This is a genomic window from Halorubrum sp. AS12, from assembly GCF_051122765.1.
In the GTDB taxonomy this organism is placed as follows: Archaea; Halobacteriota; Halobacteria; order Halobacteriales; family Haloferacaceae; genus Halorubrum; species Halorubrum trapanicum.
Window position 1 is genome coordinate 1,788,320 of sequence record NZ_CP185385.1, and the last position, 14,124, is coordinate 1,802,443.

Below are 14,124 nucleotides of genomic sequence, written 5' to 3' on the forward strand. Positions count from 1 at the left end.
TATGAGCCACTTCCCCGAGTTCGAGGTGATCCCCGCCGTCGACGTACAGGACGGCGAGGTCGTCCAGCTGGTCGGCGGCGAGCGCGGGACGGGCAAGCGCTACGGCGATCCCGTCGCGGCCGCCGAGCGCTGGATCGAGGCGGGCGCCGAGACGCTCCACCTCGTCGACCTCGACGGCGCGTTCGAGGGCGAGCGCGTCAACGCGGCGGCGATCGAGTCGGTCGTCGAGAGCGTCCCGGACGCGGTCGGTCTCCAACTGGGCGGCGGGATCCGGACCGCCGAGGGCGCGCGCGACCTCCTTGATCTGGGACTCGACCGCGTCATCCTCGGCACCGCGGCGGTCGAGACGCCCGAGATAGTCGCGGAAATCGACGAGATCCACCCCGGGAGCGTCGTCGTCAGCCTCGACGCGAAGGACGGCGAGGTCGTCGTCTCGGGCTGGACCGAGGGGACCGGTCTCGATCCCGCCGAGGCCGCGGCGCGCTACGAGGAACTGGGCGCCGGGGCGATCCTCTTTACGAACGTCGACGTGGAGGGGCAACTGGAAGGGATCGACCGCGAGGCGGTCGCGAGCGTCGTCGAGGCCGTGGATATTCCGGTTATCGCATCTGGTGGGGTGGCGAGCGTCGAGGACGTTGTTGACTTGAAGGAGGCCGGCGCGGCCGCGGTCGTCGTCGGCACCGCGCTGTACGAGGGCGAGTTCACGCTCAGAGAAGCGCAGGAGGCGGCGGACGAGATTTAAATAGTGAACTCTGCGTTTGTCGTTATTGCCCATAATAACACGAAACTGAAATTTTAAATATATTTATATAGTTGCGGTCCCTCAGAGGGTGTGAGTAAAGGTATTATGTCACAAAACGATCTCTCGCGACGGACCGTACTGCGGAGAGGTGCTATCCTCTCGACATCTCTCGGGTTGGGCATGTTACTGATGACTGGTCAGGCCGCGGCGATGAACAAGGCGGAGCTGATCGAGGCGATGGCGAGTGAATCCGGACTGAGCGCGTCCGACGCGAAGCGGGCGCTCGAGGGGTTCACCGTCGCGACGACGAACGCCTTACAGAAGGGTGACAGCGCGGTGTTGGTCGGATTCGGGTCGTTCAGCATCTCGAAGCGCTCCGCCCGGACGGGGCGAAATCCGCGGTCCCGAAACGGGCCCGTGGACGGGTCGCCGGTGACGTTCGACGTCTGCCCGGAGTTCGCGGCCGCCCTCGATCTCAATCCCGGCAAGGGCGACGCGGCCAGCGCGAAGTGCCGAGACGCCGACGTGGTGATCGACGCGGCGTACATCGCGAGCGAAACGGGGCCCGACTCGCGCGAGGGGCTGTCGGTGGCCGACGCGGAGCGGGCGCTCACGGCGTTCGTCAGCGTGGCGACGAAGGCCCTGAAGAAAGGTGATCGGCTGTCGTTGGGCGGCGGAGGGAACGACGATAACGGGTTCGGCACGTTCAGCATCTCGAAGCGGTCCGCTCGGACCGGACGAAACCCGCAAACCGGAAAGGAGATCCAGAGCACGGGGAAGAACGTAGTCAAGTTCAAGGCGGGTGCCGAACTCTCGAAGGCCGTCAACTGAAATCCAGGCGCGTGTGACGGTTGATTCGTCGGATATCGGGTGAATTCAAACCCTTGGGAATCGTTGGTGGACACCGCCAAAGCCCCAGCCGGGAGGGCGGCGTACGCTCGCTGTGCTCCTCGCGGCCGCCTTCGGCGGCCACTCAGAGGCACGCGCCACCGCACCGGCCATTTATAAATAATCTCTCGACTCTCCAATCACGGCCGCTCCTCTGTCGCGAACTCGAACCCCGCCACACCCGCAACCGACTTACGAATCCCCCGCGACGGGCCGGTATGAGCGACCACGACCGGACCGCGGCCGTCACCCGCGAGACGAGCGAGACGACGATCGAACTCACCCTCGCGGTCGACGGCGACGGCGACAGCGAGGTCGACACGGGGATCGGCTTCTACGACCACATGCTCGAATCGTTCGCCAAGCACGGCCTCTTCGACCTCACGGTCCGCTGTGACGGCGACCTCGCGATCGACGACCACCACTCCGTCGAGGACGTGGCGATCTGTCTGGGCGAGGCGTTCGACGAGGCACTCGGCGACAAGCGCGGTATCCGGCGATACGCCGACCGGCGGGTCCCCCTCGACGAGGCGGTCGCGAGCGTCGTCGTCGACGTCGCCGGGCGCCCCTACTACGAGTTCACAGGCGAGTTCTCACAGGAGTCGGTCGGGGAGTTCACGAGCGTCATGGCCGACCACTTCGCGCTCTCACTCGCGCACAACGCCGGGCTGACGCTCCACGCGACGGTCGAGAAGGGAGACAACGCCCACCACGAGGTCGAGGCGCTGTTCAAGGCGCTGGCGCGCGCGCTCGACGACGCCACCCGCCTCGACGAGCGCCGGAGCGGCACGCCCAGCACGAAGGGGAACTGTAGCTCGGCGCCCCGCGGTCCGGCGCCGTCCGCCGCCGCACTGCCCGCTGCCCGAATCGGATCGTCCCGCCGATCGCTTATCCCCCCGCGAACTGTTGGCACGGACGTATGGAACTCCGCTGTGAGGGCTGCGCCGGCTGCTGCGTCGACTGGCGGCCGCTCGACCCGGCCGCCGCCGGCTCCGACCGCACCGGACCCCGCCCCCCGCTCGACGACGTCTACGACCTCGCGCCGCTCACGCGCGACGAGGTCGCCCGGTTCGTCGACGACGGTCTCGGCGACGCCCTGGTTCCCCGGCTCTTCGAGCCGGCCGACCGCGACGAGGTCGTCCGGATCGACGGGGTCGACCTCGCCGCCGTCGACGACCGTCCCGTCTTCGTCGTCGGCCTCCGGAAACCCCCCAAGCCGGTCGCACCGATCGGGACCGACGAACCGCGCTGGCTCGACGCCTGCGTCTTCCTCGACCCGACGACGCTCCAGTGTCGGATCCACGGCGCCGACCGCTACCCCGACACCTGTTCGAGCTACCCGGGCCACAACCTCGAACTCGGCGCCGAGACCGAGTGCGAGCGCGTCGAGGCCGCCGGCGGCGGCGACCGCCTCCTCGACGACGACCCGCCCGCGGATCTCCCCGCGCCGGCGTTCGGCCCGCAGGCGCTCGGCGCGACCGTGTTCGCGTACCCCAACCCCGACGACCTCGACGGGGTCGTCGCCCGACTCCGCGACGGGGTGGCGACCGCCGACGACCGCGCCCGCTTCGCCGGCGCCGCCGTCGGCTCCCGCCCCGGGTCGCTGTCGGTCGCTCGCGACCGCATGGCCGAGGCCCGAGAGCGCGCCAGGGGGGCGGACTCGTGGGTCGGGGCAGCGGTCCGCGAGTGGACCGACCGGGCCGGCGAAGACGGCGACCGCGTCGCGCTCGACGCGACTGCCCCCGACTCGCACGATTCCGACGCGATCGCCCCCGACTCGCACGGTCCCGACACGAGCACCCCCGACGCCCGCGACCGACTCGTCCGCGAGGTCGAGGACGACGCGGGCGCGCCGAGCACGCCGGGCTGGGGGGAGTGAGCCGCCTCGCTACGCGCCCTCCCCTCCGACGCGCCGCACCGCCAGGGCGCCCTCGCAGACGCACTCGCCCTCGCACTTCGGACACTCGTCGGCCGAGCGCTCGATCGGGTCGCGGTGGACCGTTTCGTAGCCGTGCGCGTCGAACAGCTTCTCCGGCGAGTCGGCGCCGCCGTGGTACCACGAGTCCGCGAGGAACAGGTCGACGCCGCGCTCCGCGCCGACTGCGTGGAGCCGTTCGAGCAGCCGGCTCCCGATCCCTCGACCGGTCGCCTCCTCGCTGACGTACCCCATCTCGAGGTGGCCGTACAGCCCCGCCGACGGGAGCAGGCCGGGGTCGTCGAAGAAGTACATCTCGTCGGCGACGGCGGCCGGCTCGTCGAACTCGCGGAGCGCCATCACGCCGAGGATCGCGTCGTCGGGATCGCTCTCGCCACCGGCCTCCTCCCCATCTTCGGCGCCGCCCTCGACCGCGACCAGCACGTGGTACGTCGGGTCGTCGAGACCGAGGTCGACGCCGTAGGTGCTCCCCTCGCTGAAATGCGAGGTGATGAGCGCCTCCAACGCCTCGGCGTCGCCCGGCTCCGGGTCGCGGATCGCGATATCGTCCATCACCGGAGGGACGCCGTCGCCGACCAAGAGCGGTGTGGTGTCGGAATCGGTCGCCTCCGGTCGGAGCCGGTCAGGCCCCGCCGATTCCCGGCCGCCAGACCCCCTGCCGCCGGTCGAGCCACGCGACGACGACGACGTGCGGCAGCGTCAGTGCGGCGATGGCGACCAGCGACACGGCCAGCAGGTCGCCGGGCGCCGCCACGCCCGCGGGCACGCTCGCGCCGACCGCGACCACGACGAGGAACCCGCCGAGCGTGAGCGGCGCCGCGTCGCGGCCGAAGCGCGCGAGCGCCCCGACGGCGTCGCCCGCGGACGCCGCGCTCGCGGCCTCGGGGTCGACGAGGACGAGCCGGCCGACGTGGCGGAGCGCGTGCCACAGCGCGAAGTACACCCCGATCGCGAACACCGGCGCTGCGAGCAGGAACCACGCCCAAAGCACCGCGAGTTCGCCGACGTCGCGGCGCCAGCTCCTCGGATTCCTCCCTGCCTGGACCCGGCGGTAGCCGAGACCGACCGACGCCAGCGTCGCGGCCGCCATCCCGGCGCCGACCGCGATTCGGACCGCGGGCGCGAACAGGGGGTCGACCGCGGTCGCGGCCGCGCCCGGACCGACGAGGAACAGGCCGACGATCCACTCGGCCACCAGCCGGTACTCCTCGGGGTGGGCTAGAGCGGGACGCCCATCGGGAGGCCGCCGCGGACGACGAGCGCCAGCCACCGCTCCGCCGACGAGGGCAGGTGGTCGACCCCGGCGATCGCGAGCGTCGCCACGTCGCCCTGTCCCCAGTGGAGCCACGTGAGAGCGATGAACCCGACGAACGCCGCGACGGGCGCGAGGAAGAACGCCGCGACGACCGCGCCGCCGAGGACCGCGTAGACGACCGACACGACCGCGATCGACCGCCGGAACGAGACCCCCGGCGCGGCGCGCAGGGGGACGAGGTGGTCGACCGCGCCGTGGGCCATCCCGACGACGAGGGTGCCGAGCGCGAACGTCGCGACGCCGAACTCGACCGGAAACAGAGGGGTCACGGCGCCGATCGGCAGCAGCGCGGCCAGCGCCAGCGCCGGGCGTCGCGCGAACCACCGGTCGACGCGACCCTCGGCGGATTCCCCCTCTGAGTCGAGGTCGCGCACTTCCGCGGGCCGGGACTCGCCTGCCCTCGTCGACGCCGACGACGCCTCAGTCATCGACCACGTCGGGGTCCGGGTCGGTCGGGGGTTCCGGTCCGGGAACGTCACGCTCCGCGTCGCCCGACCGGGGAGATTCCGCAACCGCCCGCCCCCGTCCGTCGTTCCAGTCGAGCACCCACTCGAAGAGGACGAGACCGTTGACGGTCATCACCCCGGCGGCGGCGAAGAACAGCATCTCCTCGATCGGCAGGCCGAGCACGGCAACCCCGGTCGTGTACTCGGCGGAGAGCCGCCACGTCCCCATCGCGATCGCGATCCGGTCGGCGATCCAGAAGTACGCGGCCGGCAGCAGCGTCGCCGCGAGCCAGATCCGCGGCGTCCGGACGAGGTACCCCCCGCCGACCGCCCACTGGAGCGCGACAACGGGACCGACCCACGCGATCAGCCCGCCGAGGTAGCGGTACGAGGGACCGAGGGTCACGAGCCAGAGCCCGCCCGCGACCATCGCAGTTCCCGCGACGACGCCCGCGACCCGCGGTTTCCGGTCGAAGTCGCCCTCGCGGAACGTCGGGTCGAACCCGAGCAGGTGGAGCGCGAACGCGGTGACGACCGTCTGGACCGCGAAGAAGAGGTACTCGCCGAGCGGGATCGACAGCGCCCGGACAAGCACCGCGCCGTCGGCGTACGACCACGCCCCCCGTCGGATCATGTAGCTGATCCACGGCGTCGTGTAGAGGTACGCGATGGCGACGAGGATCGCGATCCCGACGGTCGCGCGTCGCCGCCGCGTCGGCTCGTACCGGGGCGCGAGGTACCACAGCAGCCCCAGCACGGGAAGGCTGAAGACGAGGTGGAACTGGAGATACGTCAGCGTCGGCAGCATCGGATCACCCCGGCGAGGACGCTCATAGCGATTCGTTCGCCTCGCCGTCGATTAACCCTTGAGCCAAACATGATAAGGTATCGGCCGTGGTCCGCGACGCCGGGGTCGACGCCGTCGGCCGCCCGGCTCGCGACCGGTTCTCACTCCGCGTCCGCGAGCACGCCGTGCGCCTCCAGCACCTTCCCGAGCCGGTACATGGAGGCGACGACCGAGTCGCAGACGGGTCGCACCGCGGACTTGGGAACGAACCCGACCGCCAGCCCCGCGACCTCCAGCATCGGGAGGTCGTTCGCGCCGTCGCCGACCGCCACCGTGTCGGCCATCGGGACCCCGACCTCGGCCGCCAAGTCGGCGAGCGCGTCGTCCTTCGTCCCCTCGATGAGCGGTCCCTCCGCCTCGCCGGTGAGCGCGCCATCCGCCCCGGTCGGTAGCCGGTTGGCGACGATCGTGTCGACCGCGACGTCCTCCCGGGCGAGCGCGGCCTCGACGCCGCGCTCGAACCCGCCCGTGAGCACGGCGACGTGGTGGCCCTCCTCGCGCAAGCGCTCGATGAGGCGCGCGGCGCCGGGACGGATCCGGACCGCGTCGAACGCGTCGGCGGCGTCCGCCGCCGAGAGGCCCTCCAGCAGTTCCGCGCGCCGGTAGAGGCTCTCGGCGTAGCTGAGCTCGTCGTTCATCGCCCGCTCGGTGATCTCGGCGACCTCGTCGGCGACGCCCGCCCGCTCGGCGAGGAGAACCGTCATCTCGGAGTCGGAGAGCGTCCCGTCGAAGTCGAACGCGATGAGACTCATGGCACTCGCTCGTCGCGGCGGGACCTTGAAGCGCGCGGTCGGACGCGAGTTTGACCGGAGTCACTCGCCGTCCGCGTCGGCGAGGAACTCCACGTCGCCGGCGATGACCGCGCTCGCGATCACCCCGACGCCGACGAGGACCGCGACCCCGAGGGTGGTCACCGTCACCGAAATCGCGGACCCGCCGACCGCGACGCCGACGAACGCCCCGACGGTGCCACCGACACCGCCGGCGATCACCGCAAGCGTTTGCGCCTCTCGCATAGGTGTCGATTCAGTAACACGGCTTATAAGCGTTCGTGCCGGGTTCTCTCCGGTGATAACGCCGGGTGTGCTCTCCGAACCCGTTCGGGTCCCGTCTCAACGCGGTCCCGTCTCAACGCGGGTACTGTCGGCCGAGGTCGATGCCATCGTCTGCCGATTCGCTCGTTTCTGCGTCGTCGTCCGCCTCGTCCGAGCCGTCCTCCTCGCCGCCCGGACTCACGCTCCCCGTCCGGTAGCCGGCCATGTCAAGGGTGACGTACTCGAAGCCGAGGTCGGTGAGGTGCTCGTGGACGGCGTCGGCGAAGGCGGGGTCGAGCGCGCGCTCCAGCTCGTCGGGCGCGATCTCGACGCGCGCGAGGCCGTCGTGGTCGCGCACGCGGAACCCCTCGAACCCCCACTCGCGGAGCACCCGCTCGGCCTTCTCGACGCGGGTCAGCCGCTCCTCGGTCACCTCCAGCCCGGTCGGGATCCGCGAGGAGAGACACGCCATCGAGGGTTTATCGGCCACGGAGAGGTCGTAGGACTCGGCGATTTCGCGGACTTCCGCCTTCGAAATCCCGGCGTCGAGCAGCGGCGAGAACACGTCCAGTTCCTCGACCGCGCGCAGGCCGGGGCGGTGCCCCTCGCCGGGATCGTCGGCGTTCGTCCCGTCGCAGACGACCTCGATCCCCAGCTCTTTGGCGGTCTCGTACATCCGGCCGAGCCGCATCGTCCGGCAGTGGTAACAGCGGTTGCCGTCGTTGGCGACGAAGTTCGGGTCGTCCAGCTCGGAGAACGTCACCGTTTCGTGGCGGATGCCGATCTCCTCGGCGACGCGCGTCGCGTCGTCGAGCTCCGCCGCGGGGAGCGTCTCGCTTCGGGCGGTACACGCCACGGCGTCGTCGCCGAGCGCGTCCGCCGCGAGCGCGGCTACCACCGCGGAGTCGACGCCGCCCGAGAACGCGACGAGGACTCCGTCTCGCTCGCCGAGCGCGTCCCGGGCGCCCGCCGCCTTCTCCGCCGTCTCGGGGGCGAGCGACCCGTCGCCGACGGCTCGCGCCTTCTGGCTCATGGCCGGCGTTGGCGGTGAGCGCGAAAAAGCCCGTCGCACGCGGAACCGACTCGGCGGCGGCCCGCGGTCGCACGCCGCCGATCCCCGGGAGCGACCCGCACGCTTTACACCGTTGCCGCGATACCGGCGAGTAGATGGAGCTGGAGGCGATCCCCGGCGTCGGCGCCAAGACGGCCGCGGCGCTGCGCGAACTGGACGACCCGGCCGCGACCGTCGAGTCCGGCGACGTGGCCGCAATCGCCCGAGCGCCGGGCGTCAACGAGGCCCGCGCGGCCCGCATCGCCCGCGGGGCGATCCGACGGCGACACGACGACGACGGGCGCGTGCTGGCCACCGACCGCGCCCGCGAGCTGTACCGGGAGGCGATCGACCTGCTTCGCGAGCGCACCGTCACCGACTACGCGGCGAAGCGCTTGGAGACCTTCTACCCGAGCGCGTCCGCCTCGCGGGTCGCGGAGGCGCAGGCGTTCGCGGCCGACGCGACGGCGCGCGACCCCGACCCGGCGGTCCGCGAGGCGCTCGCCGACTGCGCACCCCTCTCGGACCCGCCGACCGTCCGCGTCCGCGACCGCTGCCTCGCGACCGCCGACGCCGAGACGCTCGCGCGCGCCGAGACCGAGATGCCCGAACTCTCCGTCGAGACCGTCGAGGACGCCCGCGACGTCTCCGAGCTCGGCCGCTCGTACGCCTCCGTGATCGTCTTAGACGAGTCGTTCGCCGGGCTGGACGTGGAGGGCGACGTGAGCGTGCGGCCGGACGCCCTCGACACGCCGGCGGAGACGGTGCCCGAGCGGCTGCTCGCCTTCTTCGCGGAGAACCGCGAGCGGCTGGAGGCGGCCGCGGTGGTCCACGAGGCGGCCGCGGCCGCCGGCGACCCCGTCTCGGGCGGCGACGACGACGCCGAACCCCCGGTCGACCTCGACCGGCTCCGCGACGCGCTCTCGCGGCTCGACGACGACGGGACCATCGCCGGGGACGCGGAGCTGGACCGCCTGACGGCCGCCGTCGACGACCTCGACGCCGCGGTGTCGACGGCGGCCTCGGTGGCCGACGACCGGCTGCGCGAGGCGATCCGCGAGCGCGACGTCACCATCGAGGGGACCGACTTCCTCTCCCTCGTCGAGCAGGGCGCCCGCGTCGACTCCCTGCTGGACCGTGAGCTGGCCGACGAGTACGACGAAGCGGTCGACGCCGCCCGCGACCATCTCGCGGACGCGCTCCGACTCGAGCCCGAAGAGGCGGAGCTGGCCGAGCGCGTCTTCGGCGGCGACCCCTCCTTCCCGGTCGACCACGACGAGAGCGCGGTCTCGCGGCTCCGAACCGAGCTCTCCGCGGCGCGGGACCGCCGCGCGGCGAAGCTGAAGGCCGACCTCGCGAGCGACCTCGGCGACCTCCGCGAGCCGGTCGAGGAGCTGGTCCGCGACGCGCTCGAACTCGACGTGGAGCTCGCGATTTCGCGGTTCGCGCACGACTTCGACTGTACGCTTCCGGAAGTGGTGAGTCCGGACGAGGGGGATGCGGACGCCGACGGCGACGCGACGAGGGGGTTCCGCATCGAGGGCGGCCGCTCCCCGATGCTCGATGTCGACTTCGCGGAGGTCGAACCCGTCGACTACGCCGTCTCGGGCGCGACCCTCCTGTCGGGGGTCAACTCCGGCGGGAAGACCTCCACGCTCGATCTGGTCGCCCTGGTCGTCGTGCTCGCGCAGATGGGGCTACCCGTGCCCGCCGAGTCGGCCACGGTCGAGCGGTTCGAGGAGATCCACTACTACGCGAAGTCACAGGGCACCCTCGACGCGGGCGCGTTCGAGGCGACGCTGCGGGACTTCGGCGACCTCGTCGACGGCGCGGACGGTCGGCTCGTCCTCGTCGACGAGCTGGAGTCGATCACCGAACCCGGTGCCTCCGCGAAGATCATCGCCGGCATCCTAGAGGCGCTCGACGACCAGGACGCCACCGCCGTCTTCGTCTCGCACCTCGCCCGCGAGATCCGCGACGCCGCCGACTTCGCGGTCGCGGTCGACGGCATCGAGGCCGCTGGGCTGGTCGACGGCGAGCTCCGGGTGAATCGCTCGCCGAAGAAGGGCCACCTCGCGCGGTCGACGCCGGAGCTCATCGTCGAGAAGCTCGCTGACGACCGCGGCGGCGAGTTCTACGGCGACCTGTTGGAGAAGTTCTGAGGGGGCGGGTGCGGGCTGGGAGTCCCCGTTCAACGGGGCGACACGCACAGGTGTGTCGGTCGCACCTTCATCGATCCTCGCCGAGCCAGCGCGTTCGACCCTTCCGCTCCGTTTTCGCGCGCTCCCCCGCTTCGCGGATCCGGTCGGCCTGTTCGTCCGAGAGCAGCCCGAACCCGTCATCGAAACCGTCGTCGCACCGCTTCGACAGCAATCGTTCGAGGACGTCGTTGTAACTCTCGCCGCTCCGGCGGCGGCGATCGAGGTGTCGTTTCACCCGACCGGTCACTCGGATCTGCTCGTCCGCCGTCGCCATGTCACCTTGACTGTGGCGTCGACGCGATTTGAACGCTGGGATGAGGAGGGTACGTCGGTTCGAACGAATTTCAAGAGTCGATATCGGTCACCACCACGCTCATGTCGATCCCGTCGAAAGCGTGGCGTATGCCAGCCGTGTCCCCGTTCGGCGTCCTCCTCTTCGCGGCGCAGGTCGGCGTCGGCGTTCCGGTGTCTCGCTTGCTCCCCAACCGTGACCGCGCTCGTCGCGTGGCCGTCGGTCTCGCGGTCGCGACGCTCGGTCTCTTGGTGCTGTTCCGATTCGGCGTCCTCGCGACGGTCGCCGTCGACCTGATCGCGCTCCTCGTCGCGGCGAGGATCTCCGAGCCGTCCGGTAACAGGCCGACGACAGGGTAAAATCGGGGTCGGTCGCTTTCCCTCTCTCAGTCGTCGTCGGCCACCGCCGGCTTCCGACGATCGTCGCGCGGGCCTTCGAGGTCGACCTTCGGCAGCATGTCCCGGAGGTAGCGCCCGGTGTGCGAGTCGTCCTCGCGGGCGATCTCCTCGGGGGTGCCGCTCGCGACCAGCTCGCCGCCGCCGTCACCGCCCTCGGGACCGAGGTCTATCACGTGGTCGGCGTTCTTCACGAGGTCCAGCTCGTGTTCGATGACGACCACGGTGTTGCCGGCGTCGACGAGGCGGTGGAGCACGTCGATCAGCTTGCGCTCGTCCTCCTTGTGGAGACCCGTCGTCGGCTCGTCGAGCAGATAGAGCGTGTCGCCGGTCGCGCGCTTGCCCAGCTCCTCCGCGAGCTTCACGCGCTGCGCCTCGCCGCCCGAGAGGGTGGTGGAGGGCTGGCCCAGCTCCATGTAGCCGAGTCCGACGTCCTTCAGCAGCTTCAGCCGGCGTTCGAGACCGCGGTGGCTCTCGAAAAAGTCGTGGGCCTCCGCGACGCTCATGTCGAGCACGTCGGCGATGGTCTCCCCCTTGTACTCCACGTCGAGCGTCTCGTCGTTGTAGCGCGAGCCGCCGCACTCCTCGCAGGGGACGTACACGTCTGAGAGGAAGTTCATCTCGATCTTCACGGTGCCCTGCCCGCCGCACTCCTCGCAGCGCCCGCCCTTCACGTTGAAGGAGAACCGGCCCTTCTCGTAGCCGCGGCGCTTCGAGAGCTTCGTCTCCGCGAACAGCTCACGGACGTGGTCGAACACGTCCGTGTACGTGGCGGGGTTCGAGCGCGGCGTCCGCCCGATCGGCGACTGGTCGATGAGCCGCACCGTCTCCACCTCGTCGAGTCCCTCGATCGCGTCGTGCTCGCCGGGGTCGACCGAGGTGTTGTCGTTCATCTCGCGGGCGAGTCCCTTGTAGAGGATGTCGTTGACGAGCGTCGACTTCCCGGAGCCGGAGACGCCGGTGACCGTCGTCAGTGTGCCGAGCGGGATCGGCACGTCGAGGTCCTTCAGGTTGTGCTGGCGGGCGCCGCGCACGACGAGCTCGCCGTCGGCGTCGCGTCGCTCCTCGGGCACCGGGATCTCCTTGCGGCCCGCGAGGTAGTCGGCGGTCACCGACTCGTCGGCGTCGACCACGTCGTCGAAGTCGCCCTGCGCGACGATCTGCCCGCCGCGCTTCCCCGGGCCGGGACCCATGTCGATGATCTCGTCGGCGCGCCGCATCGTCTCCTCGTCGTGTTCGACGACGATGAGCGTATTTCCGAGGTCCCGAAGCCCTTCGAGGGTGTCGAGCAGCCGGTCGTTGTCGCGCTGGTGAAGGCCGATCGACGGCTCGTCCAGGACGTACAGCACGCCCACCAGCCCGGACCCGACCTGCGTGGCGAGCCGGATGCGCTGGCTCTCGCCGCCGGAGAGCGTCGACGCCTCGCGATCGAGCGTGAGGTACTCTAGGCCGACCTCCTCCATGAAGCCGAGCCGCGCGCGGATTTCCTTGAAGATCTCCTCGGCGATCGTCGTCTCGCGCTCGTTCAGCTCCGCCTCCATGCCCTCGAAGTGCTCGCGCGCCTCGGCGATCGACAGCTCGTTCACGTCGGTGATCGACGTGCCCGCGACGAGGACGTGCCGCGACTGCTCCTTGAGGCGCGTCCCCTCGCACTCGGGGCAGGTGGTCACGGCCATGTACTCCTCGATGTGGTCGCGGGCGCGCTCGGAGTCGGTCTCGACGTGGCGGCGCTCTAAGTTCGGGATGACGCCCTCGAACCGCTCCGTCTTCTCGCGGGTGCCGTTCTTCGTCGTCCACTCGAAGTGGACCATATCGTCGGTGCCGTAGAGGAACTGCCGCCGAATCGACTCGTCCAGCTCCTCGAAGGGCGCGTCGAGGTCGACGCCGAAGTGGTCGGCGACGTTGTCGAGCTGGCGCGAGTAGTAGGTGCGGTCGTAGCTCCACGGCTCGAACACGTGTTTGAGCGGCTTCGAGGGGTCCTCGACGACGAGGTCCTCGTCGACCTCCTTCGTCGAGCCGATGCCCTCGCACTCGGGACAGGCCCCGTACGGGCTGTTGAAGGAGAACGAGCGCGTCTCGATCGCGGAGAACTGCACGTCGGAGTTGGGGTTGCCCAGCTCCTCGGAGAACTCCACCACGAGCCGGTCGTCGCCCTCGGCGTCGGCCGCGAGCGACCCCGTCGAGCGCGCGTTCGACGCGAACGGCACGTCCTCGGGCGGGTCGGGGACGATCAGCTTGAGGGACCCGCCGGCCTCCTCCAGCGCGGTCTCGACGGAGTCGGTGATCCGCGAGCGCGCGTCGGGCGAGACGGTCACGCGGTCGACGATCACGTCGATCGTGTGGTCGTAGTTCTCGTCGAGATCGGGGTCGTCGAGGGTCAGGTCGACCGGTTCGCCGTCGACCTCGACGCGGCTGTACCCGTCGCTCACCAGCTCCTCGAAGCGGTCCTCGAAGGCGCCCTTCTGGTCGCGGACGACCGGCGCCGCGACCTTCGCGCGGGTGCCCTCGGGGAGGTCGAGGATTCTGGTTCACCATGTCCTGTGCGGACTGCTCGCCGACCTCCTCGCCGGTGACGGGGTCGTACTGCGTACCGATCCGGGCGTACAGCAGGCGGAGGTAGTCGTGGAGCTCGGTGACGGTCCCGACCGTCGACCGGGGGTTGTTCGCGGCGTTCTTCTGGTCGATCGATATCGCCGGCGACAGCCCCTCGACGGACTCCACCTGCGGCTTGTCCATCTGCCCGAGGAAGTTGCGGGCGTACGCGGACAGCGACTCGATGTAGCGGCGCTGCCCCTCGGCGTAGACGGTGTCGAACGCGAGCGACGACTTCCCCGACCCGGAGAGCCCGGTGACGACGGTGAACTCCTCGCGCGGAATCCGGACGTCGAGGTCCGCGAGGTTGTGCTCCTCGGCGCCGCGGACCTCGATGTAGTCCTTGCTCATTTCTACTCCGCTGTTGCGGGCGCGCGCGGGAATA

Annotated in this window: 11 protein-coding genes and 3 pseudogenes; 6 read left to right on the top strand and 8 right to left on the bottom strand. The window is 70.6% G+C overall.

Annotated features, from left to right (window positions below; translation table 11 throughout):
* Position 1 precedes the first annotated feature (1 nt).
* The 4 genes and pseudogenes from hisA (at position 2) to ACODNG_RS08990 (ending at position 3,509) form a co-directional block, all read left to right on the top strand.
* The gene (gene hisA, locus ACODNG_RS08975; RefSeq protein WP_434521032.1) at positions 2 to 742 is read left to right on the top strand and encodes a 1-(5-phosphoribosyl)-5-[(5-phosphoribosylamino)methylideneamino]imidazole-4-carboxamide isomerase; all 741 of its coding nucleotides are present in this window, start codon (positions 2 to 4) and stop codon (positions 740 to 742) included.
* A 189-nt stretch (positions 743 to 931) separates the two neighbouring features.
* On the top strand, positions 932 to 1,573 hold the full coding sequence (locus ACODNG_RS08980; RefSeq protein WP_434521033.1) for an HU family DNA-binding protein: 642 nt from the start codon (positions 932 to 934) through the stop codon (positions 1,571 to 1,573).
* A 275-nt stretch (positions 1,574 to 1,848) separates the two neighbouring features.
* Positions 1,849 to 2,436 (top strand): annotated as a pseudogene (hisB, locus tag ACODNG_RS08985) (imidazoleglycerol-phosphate dehydratase HisB); the annotation flags it as partial.
* A 113-nt stretch (positions 2,437 to 2,549) separates the two neighbouring features.
* Positions 2,550 to 3,509, top strand: a complete 960-nt coding sequence (locus ACODNG_RS08990; RefSeq protein WP_434521034.1) for a YkgJ family cysteine cluster protein — start codon at positions 2,550 to 2,552, stop codon at positions 3,507 to 3,509.
* Positions 3,510 to 3,518: 9 nt separating this feature from the next.
* On the opposite strand, the gene ACODNG_RS08995 is transcribed toward ACODNG_RS08990, so the two are convergent.
* The 6 genes and pseudogenes from ACODNG_RS08995 to larE all read right to left on the bottom strand — a co-directional run bounded on the left by ACODNG_RS08995 (position 3,519) and on the right by larE (position 8,241).
* Positions 3,519 to 4,118, bottom strand: coding sequence for a GNAT family N-acetyltransferase (locus tag ACODNG_RS08995; protein ID WP_434521035.1), 600 nt, complete (start codon positions 4,116 to 4,118; stop codon positions 3,519 to 3,521).
* Positions 4,119 to 4,188: 70 nt separating this feature from the next.
* Positions 4,189 to 5,309 (bottom strand): annotated as a pseudogene (locus ACODNG_RS09000) (Brp/Blh family beta-carotene 15,15'-dioxygenase).
* Entirely contained in the window at positions 5,302 to 6,135 is an 834-nt protein-coding gene (locus ACODNG_RS09005) for a lycopene cyclase domain-containing protein (protein ID WP_434521036.1), read from the bottom strand. Before ACODNG_RS09005 ends, ACODNG_RS09000 begins: the two are co-directional and overlap by 8 nt.
* Positions 6,136 to 6,275: 140 nt before the next feature.
* The gene (serB, locus tag ACODNG_RS09010) at positions 6,276 to 6,926 is read right to left on the bottom strand and encodes a phosphoserine phosphatase SerB (protein WP_434521037.1); all 651 of its coding nucleotides are present in this window, start codon (positions 6,924 to 6,926) and stop codon (positions 6,276 to 6,278) included.
* Positions 6,927 to 6,986: 60 nt separating this feature from the next.
* Complete coding sequence (locus ACODNG_RS09015; protein ID WP_434521038.1) at positions 6,987 to 7,190, bottom strand: hypothetical protein; 204 nt, start codon at positions 7,188 to 7,190, stop codon at positions 6,987 to 6,989.
* A gap of 112 nt (positions 7,191 to 7,302) precedes the next feature.
* Complete coding sequence (larE, locus tag ACODNG_RS09020; protein ID WP_434521039.1) at positions 7,303 to 8,241, bottom strand: ATP-dependent sacrificial sulfur transferase LarE; 939 nt, start codon at positions 8,239 to 8,241, stop codon at positions 7,303 to 7,305.
* Between the two features lie 134 nt (positions 8,242 to 8,375).
* Between larE and ACODNG_RS09025 the strand changes: the two genes are divergently transcribed.
* Positions 8,376 to 10,421, top strand: a complete 2,046-nt coding sequence (locus ACODNG_RS09025; protein ID WP_434521040.1) for a MutS-related protein — start codon at positions 8,376 to 8,378, stop codon at positions 10,419 to 10,421.
* A 67-nt stretch (positions 10,422 to 10,488) separates the two neighbouring features.
* On the opposite strand, the gene ACODNG_RS09030 is transcribed toward ACODNG_RS09025, so the two are convergent.
* Positions 10,489 to 10,734 (bottom strand): antitoxin VapB family protein, encoded by a 246-nt coding sequence (locus tag ACODNG_RS09030; RefSeq protein WP_434521041.1) that lies wholly within the window; start codon positions 10,732 to 10,734, stop codon positions 10,489 to 10,491.
* A gap of 128 nt (positions 10,735 to 10,862) precedes the next feature.
* Here ACODNG_RS09030 and ACODNG_RS09035 point away from each other — a divergent pair, with 128 nt between their 5' ends.
* On the top strand, positions 10,863 to 11,111 hold the full coding sequence (locus tag ACODNG_RS09035) for a hypothetical protein (protein WP_434521042.1): 249 nt from the start codon (positions 10,863 to 10,865) through the stop codon (positions 11,109 to 11,111).
* 26 nt (positions 11,112 to 11,137) lie between these two features.
* Here the strand turns inward: ACODNG_RS09035 and uvrA are convergent.
* Positions 11,138 to 14,090: pseudogene (gene uvrA / locus ACODNG_RS09040) on the bottom strand (excinuclease ABC subunit UvrA).
* Positions 14,091 to 14,124 lie beyond the last annotated feature (34 nt).